We start from the raw sequence: 19,960 nt of genomic DNA on the forward strand, positions 1-19,960 counted from the left end.
CGCCGTGGTGTCGATGGTGTCGTGCACCGTCACCGTCGCCTTGTCGGTGGTGTCGAGCGCCTCGAAGTTGCCGCCGCTGGTGCCGCTGACGCCGACCTGGTAGCTCTGGCTGTCGACATAGGGATCGTCGCCCTGCACCGCGAAGGCGGTCGAGACGCCGCTGGTGGCGCCGACCGCGATGGTGACGCTGGCGCCATTGTCGAGGTTGATCACCAGAGGCGTGCCGGTGACGGCATTGGCGACATGGGCGGTGATCGTCGCCGTGCCGGCGCCTTCGTTGACGCTGACGTCGTCCAGCGTGATCGCCGTGGTGTCGATGGTGTCGTGCACCGCGACGCTGGCGGTGGCGGTCGTAACGAGGGCCTCGTAATTGCCACCGGTTGTCGAATTGATGCCGAGGTTCAGCGTGCTGGCGTCCTTATAGACGTCCTCGCCCAGCGCCGCGAAGGTCACCTGGCCGCTGGTCTGCCCGCTCAGGATGGTGATGGTCTGGCCGTTCGACAGCGTGATGGTGAGGTCGCCCTGCGGCGCATGGTCGACATTGGCCGTGACCGTGATCGAACCGCCCTCGTCGACCGCAGCCGGGGCGCTCAGCGTGATGGTGGTGGCGTCCTTGTCATCGGTGATTGTGCCGACGCCGGTGCCGTCGGCAACGCCCAGGTTGATGTTCGATCCGAGGACGGTCGTCGTCGCGCTGCTGAGCGTGACGTTGAACGTCTCGTTCGCCTCCTCGTAGTAGTCGTCGAGGGTCTGCACATAGACCGTGGCAGTGGTCTGGCCGGCCGGAATGATCACATAGCCACTGGTGCCCGTGTAGTCGGAACCGGCGGTTGCCGTGCCGTCGCCGGTGCCATAAAAGACCTTGATGTCATAGGCGTAGGCATTACTCAGGCTGATGGTGAACTGGGCATTGCCGCCCTCCGTGACGGAAGTGTCGCCGATCGCGACGGTGGGCGCCGTGTAGGTGTGGTCCGCGCTGGTGTCGACGCCCTTGATGCTGTCGCCGCCGTTCACGCTCGTCGCGCGGATGCCAAGCGTGCTGACCTCGGCCAGGCTCACATTGGCAATATAGGTCAGCGTCTCGCCCTGCGTGATGAATGTGGACTTGGCCTCGCCGAGCTTTCCCAGGCCCGCGCTCGAAAGGTAATCATAGCCATCCCACACGATGCCGGTGCCGTTCATGTTGAGCGAACTGTCCGACTTCGAAAGCGTGACGCTGCCGTCGACCGTGGAATCGCCGTCGGACCACCAGATCGCGTTCAGGTCTCCCTGGCCCTGAATCGACTTGATGACGAACTCCGTCTGACCACCGCCCACATCGACGGCCTGGACCGACAGCACGAAGCCGTTCTGACTGATAGTAAAGACTTTGATATCGCCGACAGACATGAATACACCCCCCTTTGCGAGCGCTCGCGCGCTCGCTCCCCAACATTCCTGGCTGGCATGCCCCCCCTTGTCGCCGCGACCTTGGGACAAACCTATCTATAGGCGTTTATATTAGCTTTTTATGGTTTGGAAACCATAATGGCATATAAACTAGTGGTTAATGTTAACGACTTATTAGATGTTTAACGAATCGGTGTTGGTCGATTGGCGGCGTAGAGTTGACGTCGCGCCGTAGCTTGGTCGCAGGCATTGTCATATCTGGATATGGTTCGTCTCAACGACTCATAAGTGCATATCGCTCAGGAGTGTGCAGCGGTTCTGGGACAGCGACATGCATCAAAACAAAGACCTGAAGTGCGTCGTCTGAATCCCGTTTCAGCGCGAGGTGCTTTAGCGACAAAGCGGCAGCCCACCGATCAATGGCGCAAAATTCGCCGGGTCAGTCGCGCATCTCGGTGGTCGCCCGTCACGCCGCTGAGCTGTCTTGCTCCACGCCGTTCGGATCGCCCGGCGCCGTTGCCCAGGCGAGTTCGACCAGCGTCACAGTGCGCCGGCCGGCGCCGTCGACCTGGCAGACGATGAGACCTTGCTCCTCGATATAGTCGAGCAGCCGGCGCGCGCGGCGCAGCGAATGCGATCCGTAGGCTCGCGCGATGGCCGCGTCGCTGGGACAGGGCCAGCCTTCCTTGGCCGCCCTGGCGATCATCATGAACACGCCCTGCATATCCTCCGGCAGCAGCGAGGCGCGCACCGAGACGTCCCGCCACGCATCGTCCTCGGCCATGTCGGAGCCGACGCCGGCGCGGGCTCGCGTCAGCATGCGGCGAAACTCCAAAAGGTCGGGCACCGCGGATGCGAGCCCTTCGATGCGGCAGCGGACGACGAACTCCTGATAGAGCACGCCGATGACGCGGAACCCGGCATCCGGCTCGGCCAGGATGGCGCGCAGGATGCGGTCCATCCGCTCGCGCCGCTCGGCGAGGTCCTCGGCGCTGGGCTGCGGCTCCGCCGGCTCGGGGCGAATGTCCAGCGGCGCGGCCTTGGCCGCCATCAGCTGGTCGAGCAGGTCGGGCGAAGGCCGGCGTTGCGGACGCACCGTCTCCGGCGGCGGCGCGGCAAGAATGATCGCGCGCGCATCTTCAAGCGCGGCTCCCGGCATCGGCATCAGCCGCGGCGTGCCGTTGCGCGGGCTGGTTTCGGTCTGGCCGATGCGCACGCCGAGCGGGCGGCGCGACAAGGCGGGACCGAGCGCCATGAAATGCCCGCGCTCCAGGTCGCGAAACGCCTCGGCCTGCCGCCGCTCCATGCCGAGCAGGTCGGCGGCGCGCGCCATGTCGATGTCGAGGAATGTGCGGCCCATCAAGAAATTGGAGGCTTCCGCCGCAACGTTCTTGGCGAGCTTGGCCAGCCGCTGGGTGGCGATGATGCCGGCCAGCCCACGCTTACGGCCGCGGCACATCAGATTGGTCATGGCGCCCAGCGAAAGCTTGCGCGCCTCATCCGAAACCTCGCCGGCGGCGGCCGGCGCGAAGAGCTGCGCCTCGTCGACCACCACCAGCATCGGATACCAGTGGTCGCGCGCGACCTCGAACAGGCCGCCGAGAAAAGCCGCGGCGCGCCGCATCTGGTTCTCGGCATCGAGGCCCTCGAGGTTCAGCACCGTCGAGACACGGTGGATACGCGCCCGCTCGCCCGCCGCCTGCAGGCCGCGCTCGGTATGGTCCTCGGCGTCGATCACCAGATGTCCAAAGCGTTCGCCCAACGACACGAAGTCGCCTTCCGGGTCGATGATGGTCTGCTGGACCCAGGGCGCGCTCTGCTCGAGCAGCCGGCGCAGGAGATGCGACTTGCCGGAGCCCGAATTGCCCTGCACCAGCAGGCGGGTCGCCAGCAATTCCTCAAGGTCGAGGGCCGCCGGCGCGCCCGCCGACGTCTGCCCCATCTCGATCGCAACGGTCATGTCTCGACTCAAAAGGTCTCCCTGCGCGCGACGGGCTTACCAACCTGAGCGCGGCGCGTCGAGCATACGATCGCTGGCCGCCCGGCATTCTGCACAAGAGTGCGGGGCTATCTTCGGTATGTTGCGGCCTATCCCGCGAGATCGACGTGATGTGCGCCATGCGGCAGCGGGATTCGGCCGATCCGTTCGAGGGCGGGCCGATCGCCCTTGACGACACGGAACATTTCAAGCCCCGCGCCGGCTTCCGGTCCCGCGCCGTCATGGCCCTGAAACACGGTGGCGAGGAAATGATCCCCCGTTCGGTCGAAGGTGCCGCCTTCCGGCAACGAGCCCTCGAAAGGGTAGTCGGCAATCTTGGCGATGCCACCGGTCGCCGGATCGAGCCTCATCAGGCTGATGGAGGCCTCGCGCTGAAAGCGGGCGGACTGTGGTGGGAGAGCGGTGCCGCGCATGTTGACGGTCGCCACCAGCCGGCCATCGGGGCTCACCGCGATTCCCTCGGCCGACAGGTCGCTCTCGATGGCGGCGACAACCTCATGGCGGTCCGTCGATGCCGCAGGATCGGCAAGACGCACGACGCTGATGGTCGAAGGCGTCTCGGGGATGCGGCCTTCAAGGTTGGCGGCGGCAAGGTCGCGTCCTCAGTTGGAGGTCAGGTAATGGCGGCCGTCCGGCGTGAAACGGCCGACGAAAGGATCGGCGCCCACATTCACAATATTGCCCCACGGGCGCAGGCGGGGCGCACCATTCTCCTCGCCGACAGCGAAGAAGGCGACGCGGTTCTGCGTGTTGATGTTCACGGCGATGAACCGGCCGCCTGGATGCCAATGGACGTTGGTCGCTGTGACACCGCCGCGAGGTGTGGCAGCTGACCCCGATATCCCGAGATCGGCGAGATCGAACCGGGCGACGGGGCCGAAGCGACCGTCGGCATAGCCGATGATCTGGACGAGACTTGCCTCCGGCGTGTTCGATACCACGGCGACGCGGCGTCCATCAGGGCTGACCGACAGAGCTTCGGGAAAGGCGGCGATCTCGGCCGTGTCCGCCAGGCGAGGCGTGGCGCCGTCCGACAGGTCGACCGCGAACAGGTGTCGCCCTGGCGGGAGGTCTTTGACCGTGTCGCCCGCCGCCTCTCGCTCCCCCAGCCTTTCGGTGACGAATGCGGTTTGCCCGTCCTTGGTCAGTTGCAGGATTTCCGGCGCCGCGGTGACGGAATTCGAGACCGCAATCGTGCCTTTCACCACCTTACCGTCGGCGATGGACAGCACCGTCAACATGTCGCGAAAACCCGATTCGCGCGGCGAAAGCCGTCCCGTCGCGTAGGTCTGGGCGCTGAAATCGCCGTCGGAGATCACTGCGATCCGGGAGGCTGAAATGCGCCCGGCAAGGTCGAGCGGCTGTGCCGCAGTGACCGACGGCGCGGCCGCGGACAGTGCAATGGAGAGGGCGGTGAAACTGAGGACAGGTCTGATCATGATCGGTTCCCTTCGGTCAGTTGACGGCCAAACTGCTTGCGCCTCCCGAAGATAGCGGCAAGGGTTGATTGCGATCCAATTGGAATGCTGCCGTCTGTGATAGGCAATTCGCATCAGGAGAAGCCATGGACATTCGCACGCTTGCCTGCTTCGTCACCCTGGCGGAGGACTTGCATTTTCGCCGCGCGGCCGAGCGAATGAACCTGACCCAGCCATCGCTCAGTCAGCGCATCCGTGCCTTGGAAACCGAGGTTGGCGCCCGGCTGTTCGAACGGGATCGCCGCGGTGTCGCGCTCACGTCGGCTGGAGTTGCCTTTCTCGGCCCCGCCCGAAAGGCGGTCGAGCACGCCAATGCCGCCACGACCCAGGCGCTCAGGGCCGTTCGCGGCGAAGTCGGCCGCCTGCGGCTCGGCTTCACCGTCATCGCCTTCTACGGCGTGCTGCCGGAAGCGGTGCGAAGCTTTCGAAGCCGCCATCCTGATGTCGATGTGGACCTGATCGAAATGAATTCGCCGCTGCTGGAGTCAGCGCTTGCAGCGGGAGAGATCGATCTCGGTGTGCTGCACCCGCCGTTATCGACGCCGGATCTTGTCGTTCACGCTTTACCTGACGAACCGTTGGTGCTGGCACTCCCTTCAGCACACCGCCTTGCCGGACAGGCGACGATCCGCGTGACGGATCTCGACAATGAGCCTTTCCTGCTGGCGCCCCGCGCCATAGGTCCAAGCATCTATGACCGTGTGATCGCCCTGTTCCAGGCTGAATGCCTCAGCCCGCGCGTCGTCCAGGAAGTAACGCCGATGACGACGCTGGTGGGTCTGGTCGCGGCAGGCGCAGGCGTGGGATTCGTCACTGCCGGCATCGCCCGGGCGGCGCGCCCGGGCGTGGTCTATCGCCAGGTCGTCCCGCGCCCGCCAGCCTTGCCGATGGCGGCCGCCTGGCGCGAGCCGTCGTTGTCGGCCAGCGGCAGGCGTTTCCTTGAATTGGTCGAGACGCTGATCGAAGCCTCCAGGGCATGATGCCGAAAAGTGTGAAGCGGTTTTCGGGCCACATCATGCCCTATTTCTTTGATTTAGGGACGGATTCTGATTGCAGGGTCGACTCGCGCTGAAATCGTCCGGCTCCAGCCCTTGAACACTCCGCTGGAGACCTGCGTTCGAGCACTGGTCGGACCACCATTTCGCTGGCACTATCCAACCATTGGCGTATCATCTTTTGAGGGAGGGTTCATGGCAGGAGGAGGCCGATGAACGTCGCTGCGGAAATGCCCGTCCCGGACCCGACGGTGCAAAACCTTGTTTCGTCTGCTCTTTCGAAATTTCGCGCTGGCGATACCGTATCCACGCGCGCCATGCTCGATGCCGTACGTCATGCCGACCCATCCTGCGAGGACAGCGACGACCACTTGGTCGAGCTGATCGTGATGGCGGCCGTTGGTAAGACCATGGGGGTCGTGTTCGACCACCGCTCCCCGGACGAACGGTTGCCACATCTCCGTTAGAAGGTTTGCGTCGCGTTCTAGCTTCCGAGTGGGTGGGGCATATAGCCGACGAAGCCGGTGATCTTCCAGCGGCCGCCGACCTTGCGACAGAAGTAGAGCGTCTGCCATTTGAGCCGGTCCGTGCCGCCATCCGCCTTGGCGACAGAGCCATCGAACTTCTTGTGCAGCACCGCGCGGTCGCCGTTGACATCGATGTCGCGCATGTTGGTGACGCGGAACAGCGCCTCGCGCAGCGGTTCGGCGAATTTCGTCGCGGCGGTTTCCTTGGCCTGCCGCAACCATTCGTCGCGATAGACCTCCAGCCTCGGGAACTGCAGCCGCCAGGCATCGGCGTTGCCGAGGAAATGCGCATGCATGCCGAAGAAGCTTTCCGCGATGAAATCGTCCTCGACCATCGACCAGTCCTGTCCGAGGAAGGCGTCGATGTCGCGCCGCACCAGCATTTCCCAAAGCGCGTGGCGGTCGGCATCGCCTTCCGGAAACGGATTCTTGTCGAAGGTCATGCCGGATCTCCCCTCATGCATGCGCAGCCGGGTCGGAAGCGGCGCCGAGCGCAACATGCTCAGGCTTCTGTAATAAAGCAACATGGATTTCGAAAAAATGTTGCTTTCCGACATTGCCTCTAGGAGGATCATGCCGACAGGCGTAGACGGCTATGTGATCCGGTTCCCATCGGCCGATAAAGGAGGCTCATTTGCCCAAGCAGTGCTTTGGAAAATCGCATGTTCCGCTGTCGCCCGCTGTCCGCGCCGGCGATTTCGTCTATGTCTCGGGTCAGGTGCCGGTGGGCAGCGATGGGCTCGTGGTGAGGGGCGGCATCGCCGAGCAGGCCGAGCAGGTGCTGCAGAACGTCAAGGCGGCGCTGGCGCTCGCCGATTGCACCATGGACGATGTGGTGAAGACCACTGTCTGGCTGGAGGACGCGCGCGATTTCGGGACCTTCAACACCGTCTATGCAAAGCATTTTCCGAAAGACCCGCCAGCGCGCACCACCGTCGAGTCGCGCCTGATGATCGACATCAAGATCGAAGTCGAGGCGGTCGCCTACCGGCCGGTCTGACCGCGACCAAGCAAGCAAGGAAGGAACGATGCAGTTCGATCTCCTGATCAAGGGCGGGCGCGTCATCGATCCCGCGTCGGGCCTCGACGCGCAACGCGACGTTGCCATAGCCGATGGTCGCGTCGCTGCAATCGACGCCGCCATCGATGCCGAGGCGGCGGGTCAAGTCGTCGACGCCAGGGACTGCATCGTCACGCCCGGCCTCGTCGACCTGCACAGCCACGTCTATTGGGGCGGCACCTCGCTCGGTGTCGATGCCGAACGCCTCGCAGCCAAGAGCGGCACCACCACCTTTATCGATGCCGGCAGCGCCGGCGCCGGCAACTTTTTGGGCTTCCGGTGCCACGTCATCGAACGCTCGAAGGTTCGCATCCTCGCTTACGTCAACATCTCCTTCGCCGGCATATTCGGCTTCTCCAACACCGTATCCGTCGGCGAATGCAGCGATCTCAGGCTTTGCGAGCCGCGTGAGACGGTGGCGGCGGTGCGCGAGCACGCCGATGTCGTCGTCGGCGTCAAAGTCCGCTCCGGCAAGCATGCCGGCGGCACCAGCGGCATCGCGCCGGTCGACCTTGCGCTCGACGCCGCCGACAAGGTCGGCCTGCCGTTGATGGCGCATATCGACGAACCGCCGCCGGGCCGCTCGGAAGTGCTGCCACGGCTGCGCCGTGGCGATATCCTCACGCACTGCTTCCGCCCGTTCCCCAACGCGCCGGTCTTCGCCTCCGGCGCGGTGCGGCCGGACATGCGGCTGGCGCGCGAGCGCGGCGTCATCTTCGACATCGGCCATGGGATGGGCTCCTTCGACTTCGAGGTGGCGAGGGCGATGCTGGCCGAAGGGCTGGCGCCCGACGTCATCTCGAGCGACGTGCATCTCTACTGCGTCGACGGTCCGGCCTTCGACATCCTGGTCTGCATGTCGAAGCTGATCGCCCTCGGCATGCCGCTGGTCGAGGTGCTGCGCGCCGCCACGCAAGCGCCGGCCAAGGCGATCGCCAGGCCCGAGCTCGGCGTGTTGAAGGTAGGCGGCATCGGCGACGTCGCGGTATTGCGGCAGCAGCCGGGTCGCTTCACTTTCGTCGATGCGGTTGGAGCCTCATTGGTGTCGGATCAGCGATTGGTCTCCAACGGTATCGTCATCGGCGGCAAATGGTGGCCGAACGACGCGCCCGATCATAACGAGACTGAGCGCTTCGAGGCGCATGCGCATCACACGCATGTGGATGTCGCGGCCAGGCATTTTGGGCGGGGGTGATCTCCCCCCTCGAGGGAGAGCTGTCGCCGAAGGCGACAGAGGGGGTCGCCGCGCGTGAAGCGCCAACGCCGTCCGCGACAGACAAGAGAGGAATTCGGCGTTCTGCGTGAGACGACCCCCTCTGGCCTGCCGGCCATCTCCCCCTCGAGGGGGGAGATTACCCACTTCACCGCCCCGCGTTACTCGGCTCGCCATAGACCGGCGTGGCAATCCCCTCCATCCGCGCCTTGAGCTGCAGCGCCACGAACTTCGAATAGAAGCGCGACAGCGCCAGGTTGCCGCCATGGAACCACAGCGCCTCCTGCGCCGTCGGCTTCCACATATTGCGCAACTCGCCCTGCCACGGACCCGGGTCGCCCTTCACGCCGGAGCCGAGACCCCAGCACGGGCCGACCTTGTCGGCGACCTCGCGCGAGACGATCTCCGCCACGGTCTCGCTCATCGACTGGTACCCGGTGCAGCAGACGATCGCGTCGACGGCGAGTTCATCGCCGTCCTCGAACAGGATGCCGGTCGGCGTCAGCGACTTGATGCCGGCACCGCTCTTGACCTTGATCTCGCCGTTCAGGATCAGCTCGCAGGCACCGACATCGATGTAGTAGCCGGAGCCGGTGCGGTAGGCCTTCATCAATAGCCCGGTTTCGTCCTCGCCGAAGTCGATGGCGAAGCCCGTGGCGCTCAGGCGCTTGTAGAAATCCGCGTCGCGCGCGCGGATGACGTCGTAGAGCGCGCGCTGGCCCTTCGGCACAAGGGCGAACGGTGTCGAGGCGACGATGATGTCGGCCTTGTCGGTGGTGATGCCGCGCGCCAGCGCCTTCTCGGAGAAGATTTCGAAGCCGACATCCATCAGCGTGTCTGATTTCACCACGGTCGTCGGCGAGCGCTGGACCATGGTGACCTTCGCGCCCGCTTCCCACAGATCGACGCTGACATCGTGTCCCGAACTTGCCGCGCCGATCACCGCGACGCGCTTGCCGCGGAATTTCTCGCCGGTGGAATACTGGCTGGAGTGCGAAAGCTCGCCCTTGAAGATATCCGCGCCCGGCAACTCGATCTGCCGCGGCGGCCCGTAGGCACCGGTGGCAAAGACGATGTGCCTGGGCTTCAGCGTGATGCGCTGGCCGACGCGGTCGACCGCCACCGTCCAGACCTTTTCGGCCTCGTCATAGGCGGCGCTGATGCATTTGGTGGCGACCCAATAGTTCAGCTCCATGACGCGGGTATACATTTCCAACCAGTCGCCCATCTTGTCCTTGGGCGTGAAGACCGGCCAGTTTTCCGGAAATGGAATGTAGGGCAGATGGTCGTACCAGACCGGGTCGTGCAACACGAGCGAGCGGTAGCGGTTGCGCCAGGAATCGCCCGCGCGCGCATTCTTCTCGATGACCAGTGTCGGAACGCCGAGCTGCCGCAGACGGGCGCCCAGCATGATGCCGCCCTGGCCTCCGCCGATCACCAGGCAATAGGGCTGCTCGTGCGCGCCGAGATCGCGCGCCTCGCGTGCCCTGGCCTCCGCCCAGGTCTCGCGCTCGGGGTCGGCCTTGTGGCGGATGCCGAGCGGCCGGGCCGGGCCTTTCCGCTCCTCGAAACCCTTGAGCTCGCTCATTGCCGTGAACAGCGTGCGGCAGCGGCCGTCCTTGAGCCGCAGGATCCCTTCGCCGCACGCGACCGCCGTCTCGAACGTGAACCAGGCTTCGATGATGCCGTCGTCGACGCTCGCCTCCCCGGACAGCCGCCAGTGCGACGGCTGCACCAGGTGGAGTGTCGCCTTCAGCATTTCGCGGATCGCAGCCTGCCCCTCCATGGTCTTGATGTTCCATGTGAAGGTCAGCAGATCGCGCCAATAGCAATCCTCCACGAACAGGCCGGTCGCGGCCTCGATGTCGCCGGCCTCGAGCGCGCGGCCGAGAGCGCCGAGCCAGGTCGCCGCCTGTTGCGATGGTGCGATGTCGAGCATTTATCCTTCCTCTTTCGGTCGCCGAAGGCGGCGTCGAATGCCTTTATCGAGGCTGGCGTCACCTCATCGACCTTCTCCCCGTCACTATACAGGGAGAAATGCCCGGTAGGGCAAGGAGGGACGGCGCCGACGTGTGACATTTGACAATCTAAGCCGTGACACGGCTACGCAGCGGAATTCTCTTCGATCAATCCCAGCTGCCTGGCACAACGCATGAGCCTGCCCACCTGCCCCCGTCGGATCGAGCGGTGCCCATTCGCGTAAAGTTCGACGATCCAATCTTCGTCGTCCTCGTTCAGGTCCAATCGCGATTCATAACAATTGCGCACCAACCGGCTGACGTTACAACCACGGTGTTCAGCAACCAGGACAAGGCTGTCTCGCACCTCGAGCAGTTTTTCGACCTGCCGCGTGGTCAGTTCGTCGTCGACGTAGCCAATTATGCTTTCGACGAACCCCGTTTCCCATTCGGTCAGCGCTTCACGTTCGGATGCTAGCAACGATCTCGCAATTGATCGCGCAGCGGCAGCGTCTTTGCGGATACGCTCAATCTCACTCCAAGATGCCATCTCCGACAATTCGGCTGCGGCACAACAAGGACAAACTGTGGATAATTGCGGGGATAATACTTAGTTGAGTCGTCGTTCTCAGGAAAGAGCAGCGGCAGCTGACTCATTCTTTGGAAACACCTGCACGACCGAGATATCGCCCAAAACCACTATAAAATTCCTATATCTTTCCTATCCGCCCCGTCTCGAACCTTTATGGCGATCGGGTCCATATTTCCATTCGAAAACGCTTTTGATCGCCGTTGCCGCCAAGGTGACATGCGTTCGCGTGCAGTTTCGACCTCGCCAATGCGAGCCGAAAACACGAGTGAAAAACAAGGAACGCCTACAATGGACCTCATAGTACTTGGGATCTGGATTTTGTTCTTTGTCCTATCCTTGGCATACGTCAGAGCCTGCGACGGAATTTGAGCGGAGGGCCGGATCATGCTTTTCGATTATATCCTCGGCGGCGCGGTGACCTTGTTCCTGCTTGCCTATCTCACTTACGCCCTCATCCGCCCAGAACGCTTCTGACCGGCGCACGGAAGGTCACACCATGACAATCAACGGCTGGATACAGATCCTGCTCTATTGCGGGATCCTGCTTTTGCTCGTGATGCCGCTTGGCGGCTACATGTACCGCGTCTTCAACGGTAAGCGCACCTGGCTCTCGCCGGTGCTGGTCCCCTTCGAGCGGGGCCTCTATCGCCTTGCCGGAACAAGCGATCGGGAGGAACAGCATTGGGCTGCCTACGCGGTTGCCTTGCTGCTTTTCAACCTCGCCGGCTTCCTGGTTCTTTACGCACTGCAGCGGCTGCAGGGCGCGCTGCCCTACAATCCCGCCGGCATGCCGGCGGTCGAGCCCGGGCTTGCCTTCAACACCGCGGCCAGCTTCGTCACCAACACCAACTGGCAGAACTACGGCGGCGAAAGCACGATGTCCTATCTCGTGCAGATGGCCGGCCTCACCGTCCAGAACTTCGTCTCGGCAGCCACCGGCATTGCTATCGCGATCGCGTTGATCCGCGGCTTCGCGCGTGCTTCGGGCAGATCGATCGGCAATTTCTGGGTCGATCTGACCCGCTGCACCCTCTATGTGCTCCTGCCGCTCTGCATCGTGCTGACGCTGGTCTATGTCTGGCTCGGCATCCCGCAGACGCTTGGCCCCTATGTCGACGCAACGACGCTGGAAGGCGCCAAGCAGACCATCGCGCTTGGCCCTGTCGCGTCGCAGGTCGCCATCAAGATGCTCGGCACCAATGGCGGCGGCTTCTTCAACGCCAACGCCGCGCATCCGTTCGAGAATCCCGACGCGATCTCCAACTTCATCCAGATGCTGACCATCTTCGCGCTCGGCGCCGGCCTCACCAACGTCTTCGGCCGCATGGTCGGCAACCAGCGCCAGGGCTGGGCGATCCTCGCCGCGATGGGCGTGCTGTTCGTCGCCGGCGTCGTCGTCTGCTACTGGGCCGAGGCCGCGGGCAATCCGCTCGTCCATGCACTCGGCATCGATGGCGGCAACATGGAAGGCAAGGAAACCCGCTTCGGCATCGCAGCGTCCGCGCTGTTCGCCGTCGTCACCACCGCGGCCTCCTGCGGCGCCGTCAACGCCATGCATGATAGCTTCACCGCGCTCGGCGGTATGATCCCGCTCATCAACATGCAACTCGGCGAGGTCATTGTCGGCGGCGTCGGCGCCGGCTTCTACGGCATCCTGATGTTCATCGTGATTGCCGTCTTCGTCGCCGGTCTGATGGTCGGCCGCACGCCCGAATATCTCGGCAAGAAGATCGAGGCCAAGGAGGTCAAGATGGCGATGCTGGCGATCCTGTGCCTGCCGCTGGCCATGCTGATCTTCACGGCTATCGCCGTGGTCCTGCCGAGCGCCGTGGCCTCGATCGCCAATGACGGCCCGCACGGCTTCTCCGAGATGCTTTATGCCTACACCTCCGCGGCGGCCAACAACGGCTCGGCCTTCGCCGGTCTCTCCGGCAACACGCCCTGGTACAACATAACCATCGGCATCTGCATGCTGATGGGCCGTTTCCTGGTGATCGTCCCGGCTTTGGCCATCGCCGGCTCGCTCGCCGCCAAGAAGACGGTGCCCGCCTCGGCCGGAACCTTCGCGACCGACAGCACGCTGTTCGTCGGCCTGCTCGTCGGCGTCATCATCATCGTCGGAGGCCTCACTTTCTTCCCGGCGCTCGCCGTCGGGCCGATCGTCGAGCACCAGGCGATGATCGATGGACAGACCTTCTGAGATGACCATGCCACGCTTCAACGACATACGCCGGCACGATCGCCACCAGCCTGGTGGCGGGACCCCGGACGACGAAGGGGACGAAAAACCTCGTCCTTTCCCGACGCTTTCAACCTTTCTCGGCATGGCTGCCGTGCTGCTCGTGCTGTGGCTGCTGGCCTCCGCCCTTCCGCGCCTGTTCCCGAAGACCGAGCACCCGGCGCCATCCAACCTAACCGATACCGGAGCCCAAAAATGAGCCAGTCCAAATCCGCTGTTATTATGGACGCCCGTATCCTGATGCCCGCCATTGGCGGCGCTTTGCGCAAGCTTGATCCGCGTACGCTGGTCAAGAATCCGGTGATGTTCGTCGTCGCGGTCGTCTCGGCGCTCACCACCGTTCTGTTCGTCAAGGACCTGATCACCGGCGGCGGCGATCTCGGCTTCACCCTGCAGATCATCATCTGGCTGTGGTTCACCGTTTTGTTCGCGAACTTCGCCGAGGCCGTGGCCGAGGGCCGCGGCAAGGCGCAGGCCGACTCGCTGCGCAAGGCACGCACCGAGACCCAGGCCAAGTTGCTCACCAACGGCGAGGATCGCACCAAGTTCAAGCTGGTCCCCGGCACCAGCCTGAAGGTCGGCGATGTCGTGCTGGTCGAGGCCGGCGACATCATCCCCTCGGACGGCGAGGTGATCGAAGGCGTGGCCTCCGTCAACGAAGCCGCGATCACCGGCGAATCCGCGCCCGTCATCCGCGAATCCGGCGGCGACCGCTCGGCCGTGACCGGCGGCACGCAGGTGCTGTCCGACTGGATCCGCGTGCGTATCAGCGCCGCCTCCGGCCACACCTTCCTCGATCGCATGATCTCGCTGGTCGAGGGCGCGGAACGCCAGAAGACCCCAAATGAGATCGCGCTCAACATCCTGCTGGTCGGCATGACGCTGATCTTCGTGCTGGCGACCGCAACCATCCCGAGCTTCGCCTCCTACTCCGGCGGCTATATCCCGGTGACGATCCTCGTCGCGCTGTTCGTGACGCTGATCCCGACCACGATCGGCGCGCTGCTTTCGGCCATCGGCATCGCCGGCATGGACCGCCTGGTGCGCTTCAATGTGCTTGCCATGTCCGGCCGCGCCGTCGAGGCCGCCGGCGACGTCGACACGCTTCTGCTCGACAAGACCGGCACCATCACCCTCGGCAATCGCCAAGCGACCGAGTTCCGCCCCGTCAAAGGCGTAGCCGAGCAGGAACTGGCAGACGCGGCTCAGCTCGCTTCACTGGCCGACGAGACGCCGGAAGGCCGCTCGATTGTCGTGCTCGCCAAGGAGAAATACGGCATCCGCGCCCGCGACATGGCAACGCTGCACGCTACCTTCGTGCCCTTCACCGCGCAAACCCGCATGAGCGGCGTCGACATCGACGGCTCGTCGGTGCGCAAGGGCGCTGTCGATGCGGTGCTCGCCCATGTCAACCAGGCGACGACCGCCGCTCATGGCGCGCGCCCGGCCAGCGAGACGATCCGGGACCTGCAAGCCATAGCCGACGAGATCGCCAAGGCCGGTGGCACGCCGCTCGCGGTCGAGCGCGACGGCCGCCTGCTCGGCATCGTCCACCTCAAGGACATCGTCAAGGGCGGCATCAGCGAGCGTTTCGCCGAGCTGCGCAAGATGGGCATCCGCACGGTGATGATCACCGGCGACAATCCGCTGACGGCGGCTGCCATCGCGGCGGAAGCCGGCGTCGACGATTTCCTCGCGCAGGCGACGCCCGAGAACAAGCTGTCGCTGATCCGCGAGGAGCAGGCGAAGGGCAAGCTCGTCGCCATGTGCGGCGACGGCACCAACGACGCCCCGGCGCTCGCCCAGGCCGATGTCGGCGTCGCCATGAACACCGGCACGGTGGCCGCGCGCGAGGCCGGCAACATGGTCGACCTCGACAGCGACCCGACCAAGCTGATCGAAATCGTCGAGATCGGCAAGGCGCTTCTGATGACGCGCGGCTCGCTGACGACCTTCTCGATCGCCAACGACGTGGCCAAGTACTTCGCCATCATCCCAGCGATGTTCGCGGTCTTTTATGTTGCGCCCGGTCAGTCCACCGGTCCGCTGCAGGCGCTCAACGTCATGCACCTGGCGACGCCGCAAAGCGCCATCCTGTCGGCCATCATCTTCAACGCGCTGATCATCATCGCGCTGATCCCGTTGTCGCTGAAAGGCGTCAAATACCGGGCCATCGGCGCCGGCGCGCTGCTCAGCCGCAATCTTCTCGTCTACGGGCTCGGCGGCATCATCGTCCCGTTCGCCGGCATCAAGGCGATCGACCTGATCGTCACCACCCTCGGCCTCGCATAAGGAACCACTCCGTTGCTCAAGCAAATGCGACCCGCTTTTGTCATGATCGTCTTCTTCACGGTGCTGACCGGCCTCATCTATCCGATCGGTATGACCGGCATTGCCCAGGTGCTGTTTCCCAACCAGGCCAATGGCAGCCTGGTCACCAAGGACGGCAAGGTCATCGGCTCCGAGCTGATCGGCCAGGCCTTTGCCGGTGACGGTTACTTCCACGGCCGCCCCTCGGCCGCCGGCAACGGCTATGACGCGAGCTCCTCAGGCGGCTCGAATCTCGGGCCCACCAATGCGAAGTTGATCGACCGTATCAAGGGCGATGCCGAAAAGCTGAAGGCGCAAAACCCCGGACAGCCGGTGCCGATGAACCTGGTCACCACGTCCGGCAGCGGCCTCGACCCCGACATCAGCCCCGAGGCTGCCTATTTCCAGGTGCCGAGGGTGGCAAACGCCCGCGGCCTGGACGAAGCCAAGGTAAAGGCGCTGGTCGACAGCCATGTCGAAGACCGCGAGCTCGGTGTCCTCGGCGAGCCGGTGGTCAACCTGTTGGCGCTCAACCTTGCGCTGGACGGCCTGAAATAACCACGTAGCGCGCCGGGGATCGACACGATCCCCGGCGCAATTCATGATTGGACCTGATGCCCGACGACAGGATCGACCCCGAAAACCGACCATCCCCCGACGCGCTTCTCGAGCATGCCGAGCGTCAGGGGCGCGGCCGCCTGCGCATATTTCTCGGCGCGGCGCCCGGCGTTGGCAAGACCTACGAGATGCTGATGGCGGGCCGCGTCCGCCGCGCCGACGGCATCGATGTCGTGATCGGCGTGATCGAGACGCACGGCCGCAAGGAAACCCAGGCCCTGGTCGACGGCTATGAGGTGATCCCGCGCCGCCTTGTCGAGTATCGCGGCCAGACCCTCGACGAGATGGACATCGACGCCATCCTGAAACGGCGTCCGGCCCTCGTACTGGTCGACGAGCTCGCCCACACCAACGCGCCAGGCAGCCGGCATCCCAAGCGCTATCTCGATGTCCAGGAGATCCTGGCCCAGGGCATCGACGTCTACACCACGCTCAACATCCAGCATGTCGAAAGCCTGAACGACGTCGTCGCCCAGATCACGCGCGTCAGAGTGCGTGAGACGGTTCCCGATTCCATCATCGACGAGGCCGACGATATCGAGATCATCGACCTCACGCCCGACGATCTCATCAAACGGCTGCGGGACGGCAAGGTCTATTTCCCCAACACCGCGCAGCGCGCCATGGAGAATTATTTTTCGCCGGGCAATCTGACGGCGCTCCGCGAGCTGGCCTTGAGGCGCACCGCCCAGCGCGTCGACGAACAGCTGCTCAACCACATGCAGTCGCATGCCATTCAGGGTCCGTGGGCGGCGGGCGAGCGGGTTCTCGTGTGCGTCGACTCGCAGCCTGGCGGGGCGGCCCGCATTCGCTACGCGCGCCGGCTTGCCGACCGGCTGCGCGCCCCCTGGACGGCGCTGCATGTCGACACGCCTCGCCTGGCCGGCCTGTCCGAGGAGGACAAGGACCGCCTGGCCAGGAACCTGCGCCTGGCCGAACAGCTCGGCGCCGAGATCACCACCATTCCCGGCCAGAACGTCGCCCAGGACATCGTGCGCCACGCGACGGCAAACAACTTCACCCATATCGTCATCGGCAGGCCGACCCGTTCACGCTGGCGCGAGCTGATCGAGGGCTCGCTTACTTACGATCTGATCCGCAATGCCGGCGACATCAGCGTGCACGTCATTTCGGCCGCCGAGCGCGATGCCGACGCGCCGTCGGCACGGGTGAAGGCCGCGCCCGAGCAAAAGCCTTTCCAGATCTGGCCCTATCTGTTCTCGACGGCCTACGTCGCCGGCGCGCTGGCCGTCGGCTCGATCCTCGATCAGTTCCTCGATGTCCGAAATCTCGCGATCGTGCTGCTGCTGTCGGTATTGACAGCGGCGGTGACGTTCGGTCTCTGGCCGGCGCTCTATGCCTGTTTCCTCAGCGCCCTTGCCTTCAACTTCTTCTTCCTCGAGCCGCGCTACACGCTGACGATCAGGGACCCGGAAAGCATCGTTGCCTTCGCGGTCTTCCTCGTCGTCGCAGTCATCGCCAGCAATCTGACGGCGCGCGTGCAGCGTCAGGCCGTCGCCGCGCGCTCGCGGGCGCGCGCGACCGAGGACATCTATTCGTTCTCCAAGAAGCTCGCCGGTGCCGGCACGCTCGACGACGTGCTGTGGGCCACCGCCTTCCAGATCGCGTCGATGCTGAAAGTGCGCGTGGTGCTGCTGCTGCCTGAAAACGGCACCATCACCGTCAAGGCCGGCTATCCGCCGGACGATACCCTGGCCGAGGCCGACATCGCGGCCGCTGGCTGGGCCTGGGAGCACAACCGCGCCGCTGGCCGCGGCGCCGACACCTTGCCTGGCGCAAAACGTCTCTATCTGCCCTTGCGCACAGGGCGAACCGCGATCGGCGTCGTCGGCCTCGACAACGACAAGCAGGGGCCGCTATTGACACCCGAGCAGCAACGCCTGCTCGACGCATTGGCCGACCAGGCGGCGGTCGCCATCGAGCGCGTCCAGCTCGTCGCCGATGTCGACCGTGCCCGTCTGGCGGCCGAGGCGGACCGGTTGCGCTCGGCGCTGCTCACCTCCATCTCGCATGATCTCAAGACACCGCTTGCCGCGATCATGGGCGCGGCCGGCACGCTGAAGGAATTCGCGCCGGCGCTGCCGGAGCAGGATCGCACGGAGCTTCTGTCGACGGTCGTCGGCGAGTCGGAGCGGCTCAACCGCTTCATCGCCAATCTCCTCGACATGACCAGGATCGAGTCCGGCGCGATGGAACCGAACCACGCATTCCACTATCTCGGCGACGTTGTCGGCTCGGCGCTGAACCGGGCCCAGAAGATCACTGCCGAGCACAGGATAGAGACCGACATTCCGGCCGACCTACCGATGCTGCGGCTCGACCCGGTGCTGTTCGAGCAGGCCTTGTTCAACCTCCTCGACAACGCCGCCAAATATGCTTCGCCCGGCTCGACAATCCGGCTGCAGGCCTGGGTCGACAACGGCGCCGTCATCCTGCAGGTGATGGATGAGGGGCCCGGCATCCCGCCCGATGATCTGGAGCGGATCTTCGACACCTTCTACCGCGTGCGCAAACGCGACCAGGTACGTGCCGGCACCGGTCTCGGCCTGTCGATCAGCCGCGGCTTCATCGAGGCGATGGGCGGGACGATCTCCGCCGCCAACCGCAGCGACCGGCCTGGCGCGATCTTCACCATCCGCATGCCGGTGCCGGCAGAGTTGCCTGCGCTGGGCACACCGCTTACGGACGATGCGGCATGACAAACCAGACCGTCTCCATCCTCGTGGTCGACGACGAACCGCCGATCCGCAAATTGCTGCGCGTCGGCCTCGGCAGCCAGGGCTACGCGGTCTCCGAGGCGCCGAACGCCAAGGCGGCGATCGAACTCATGCAGACCCAGCGACCCGACCTGATCCTGCTCGATCTCGGCCTGCCCGGCATGACCGGCCTCGAGCTGCTCGGCAAATGGCGGGCCGACGGCTTAGACGTTCCGGTCGTCATCCTTTCCAGCCGTACCGACGAGGGCGGCATCGTCGCGGCGCTCGAGCTCGGCGCCGACGATTATGTGACAAAGCCCTTCGGCATGAACGAGCTCGTCGCCCGCATCCGCGTGGCGCTGCGCCACAAATTCCAGCAGCAGGGCGAGAAGCCGGTGTTCCATACCGGCGATCTCTCCGTCGACCTGGTGAAGCGCATCGTCAAGGTCGAGGACACGGAGGTAAAACTGTCGCCCAAGGAATACGACATCCTGCGCATGCTGGTGCAGCATGCCGGCAAGGTGCTCACCCACCAGTTCCTGATGAAGCACATTTGGAACGACTCGACCGACGTCCAGTATCTCCGGGTCTACGTGCGCCAGCTGAGGCAGAAGATCGAAAAGACCCCGGACCAGCCGCGCTATATCATCACCGAGACGGGCGTCGGTTACCGTTTGCGCGAGGTCGATTAACCAACGCAAACCATAGCGATTGGCCGAGGCATCTCAAGGTCGTCATCCACGGGCGGAGCGGGAGCGAAGCGGACGCGTAGACCCGAGGATCATGCCGTTACGCCGGCCAAGGAGCGCTGCGGAGCAGAACCTGCACCGTTACAGCGCTTCGAGGTCACGGCATGGATCCTATG

General features: G+C 64.5%; 18 protein-coding genes. 11 read left to right on the plus strand and 7 right to left on the minus strand.

The features are described from left to right. The 4 genes from F3H96_RS23045 to F3H96_RS31260 form a co-directional block, all read right to left on the minus strand. On the minus strand, nucleotides 1–1,389 hold a 1,389-nt coding region (locus F3H96_RS23045; RefSeq protein ID WP_280177788.1), incomplete at its 3' end, for an immunoglobulin-like domain-containing protein. Nucleotides 1,390–1,855: 466 nt separating this feature from the next. Beyond that, nucleotides 1,856–3,349, minus strand: a complete 1,494-nt coding sequence (locus F3H96_RS23050) for an ATP-binding protein (RefSeq protein WP_149804002.1) — start codon at nucleotides 3,347–3,349, stop codon at nucleotides 1,856–1,858. Between the two features lie 128 nt (nucleotides 3,350–3,477). After that, entirely contained in the window at nucleotides 3,478–3,924 is a 447-nt protein-coding gene (locus F3H96_RS31255; protein ID WP_244620116.1) for a hypothetical protein, read from the minus strand. 66 nt (nucleotides 3,925–3,990) lie between these two features. Beyond that, nucleotides 3,991–4,941: a lactonase family protein gene (locus F3H96_RS31260; protein WP_244620117.1), complete on the minus strand. Its 951-nt coding sequence runs from the start codon at nucleotides 4,939–4,941 to the stop codon at nucleotides 3,991–3,993. A gap of 11 nt (nucleotides 4,942–4,952) precedes the next feature. Between F3H96_RS31260 and F3H96_RS23060 the strand changes: the two genes are divergently transcribed. Then, nucleotides 4,953–5,846, plus strand: coding sequence for a LysR family transcriptional regulator (locus F3H96_RS23060; protein WP_149804003.1), 894 nt, complete (start codon nucleotides 4,953–4,955; stop codon nucleotides 5,844–5,846). Nucleotides 5,847–6,073: 227 nt separating this feature from the next. After that, a complete protein-coding gene (locus F3H96_RS23065; protein ID WP_149804004.1) occupies nucleotides 6,074–6,328 on the plus strand; it encodes a hypothetical protein in 255 nt (84 codons plus the stop codon). A gap of 17 nt (nucleotides 6,329–6,345) precedes the next feature. On the opposite strand, the gene F3H96_RS23070 is transcribed toward F3H96_RS23065, so the two are convergent. Beyond that, the gene (locus F3H96_RS23070) at nucleotides 6,346–6,831 is read right to left on the minus strand and encodes a hypothetical protein (protein WP_149804005.1); all 486 of its coding nucleotides are present in this window, start codon (nucleotides 6,829–6,831) and stop codon (nucleotides 6,346–6,348) included. 191 nt (nucleotides 6,832–7,022) lie between these two features. Here F3H96_RS23070 and F3H96_RS23075 point away from each other — a divergent pair, with 191 nt between their 5' ends. Together F3H96_RS23075 and F3H96_RS23080 are read left to right on the plus strand one after the other, a co-directional pair. Beyond that, nucleotides 7,023–7,388, plus strand: a complete 366-nt coding sequence (locus F3H96_RS23075) for a RidA family protein (protein ID WP_149804006.1) — start codon at nucleotides 7,023–7,025, stop codon at nucleotides 7,386–7,388. Nucleotides 7,389–7,416: 28 nt separating this feature from the next. Further along, a complete protein-coding gene (locus F3H96_RS23080; RefSeq protein ID WP_149804007.1) occupies nucleotides 7,417–8,643 on the plus strand; it encodes an amidohydrolase/deacetylase family metallohydrolase in 1,227 nt (408 codons plus the stop codon). Nucleotides 8,644–8,809: 166 nt separating this feature from the next. Here the strand turns inward: F3H96_RS23080 and F3H96_RS23085 are convergent, their stop codons facing one another. Next, nucleotides 8,810–10,600 carry an NAD(P)/FAD-dependent oxidoreductase gene (locus F3H96_RS23085; RefSeq protein ID WP_149804008.1) on the minus strand — a complete coding sequence of 597 codons (1,791 nt, stop codon included), beginning with the start codon at nucleotides 10,598–10,600 and terminating at the stop codon, nucleotides 8,810–8,812. A 164-nt stretch (nucleotides 10,601–10,764) separates the two neighbouring features. Next, nucleotides 10,765–11,100 carry a hypothetical protein gene (locus F3H96_RS23090; protein WP_149804009.1) on the minus strand — a complete coding sequence of 112 codons (336 nt, stop codon included), beginning with the start codon at nucleotides 11,098–11,100 and terminating at the stop codon, nucleotides 10,765–10,767. A gap of 495 nt (nucleotides 11,101–11,595) precedes the next feature. Here F3H96_RS23090 and F3H96_RS23100 point away from each other — a divergent pair, with 495 nt between their 5' ends. Genes F3H96_RS23100 through F3H96_RS23130 form a run of 7 tightly spaced genes read left to right on the plus strand, consistent with a single transcriptional unit; the run spans nucleotide 11,596 to nucleotide 19,787 of the window. Beyond that, nucleotides 11,596–11,685 carry a K(+)-transporting ATPase subunit F gene (locus tag F3H96_RS23100; RefSeq protein ID WP_036257910.1) on the plus strand — a complete coding sequence of 30 codons (90 nt, stop codon included), beginning with the start codon at nucleotides 11,596–11,598 and terminating at the stop codon, nucleotides 11,683–11,685. Between the two features lie 22 nt (nucleotides 11,686–11,707). Next, nucleotides 11,708–13,411 carry a potassium-transporting ATPase subunit KdpA gene (gene kdpA, locus F3H96_RS23105; protein ID WP_149804011.1) on the plus strand — a complete coding sequence of 568 codons (1,704 nt, stop codon included), beginning with the start codon at nucleotides 11,708–11,710 and terminating at the stop codon, nucleotides 13,409–13,411. A gap of 1 nt (nucleotide 13,412) precedes the next feature. Further along, the gene (locus F3H96_RS23110; protein WP_244620118.1) at nucleotides 13,413–13,649 is read left to right on the plus strand and encodes a hypothetical protein; all 237 of its coding nucleotides are present in this window, start codon (nucleotides 13,413–13,415) and stop codon (nucleotides 13,647–13,649) included. Next, on the plus strand, nucleotides 13,646–15,742 hold the full coding sequence (gene kdpB / locus F3H96_RS23115) for a potassium-transporting ATPase subunit KdpB (RefSeq protein ID WP_149804012.1): 2,097 nt from the start codon (nucleotides 13,646–13,648) through the stop codon (nucleotides 15,740–15,742). The genes F3H96_RS23110 and kdpB overlap by 4 nt, the downstream gene beginning before the upstream one ends. A 12-nt stretch (nucleotides 15,743–15,754) precedes the next feature. After that, nucleotides 15,755–16,318: a potassium-transporting ATPase subunit KdpC gene (gene kdpC, locus F3H96_RS23120; protein WP_149804013.1), complete on the plus strand. Its 564-nt coding sequence runs from the start codon at nucleotides 15,755–15,757 to the stop codon at nucleotides 16,316–16,318. Between the two features lie 56 nt (nucleotides 16,319–16,374). Beyond that, nucleotides 16,375–19,098, plus strand: coding sequence for a sensor histidine kinase KdpD (locus F3H96_RS23125; protein WP_149804014.1), 2,724 nt, complete (start codon nucleotides 16,375–16,377; stop codon nucleotides 19,096–19,098). Then, nucleotides 19,095–19,787 (plus strand): response regulator transcription factor, encoded by a 693-nt coding sequence (locus tag F3H96_RS23130; RefSeq protein WP_149804015.1) that lies wholly within the window; start codon nucleotides 19,095–19,097, stop codon nucleotides 19,785–19,787. The genes F3H96_RS23125 and F3H96_RS23130 overlap by 4 nt, the downstream gene beginning before the upstream one ends. Nucleotides 19,788–19,960: the final 173 nt, after the last annotated feature.

This window comes from Mesorhizobium sp. NFR06, from assembly GCF_900115245.1.
In the GTDB taxonomy this organism is placed as follows: Bacteria; Pseudomonadota; Alphaproteobacteria; order Rhizobiales; family Rhizobiaceae; genus Mesorhizobium.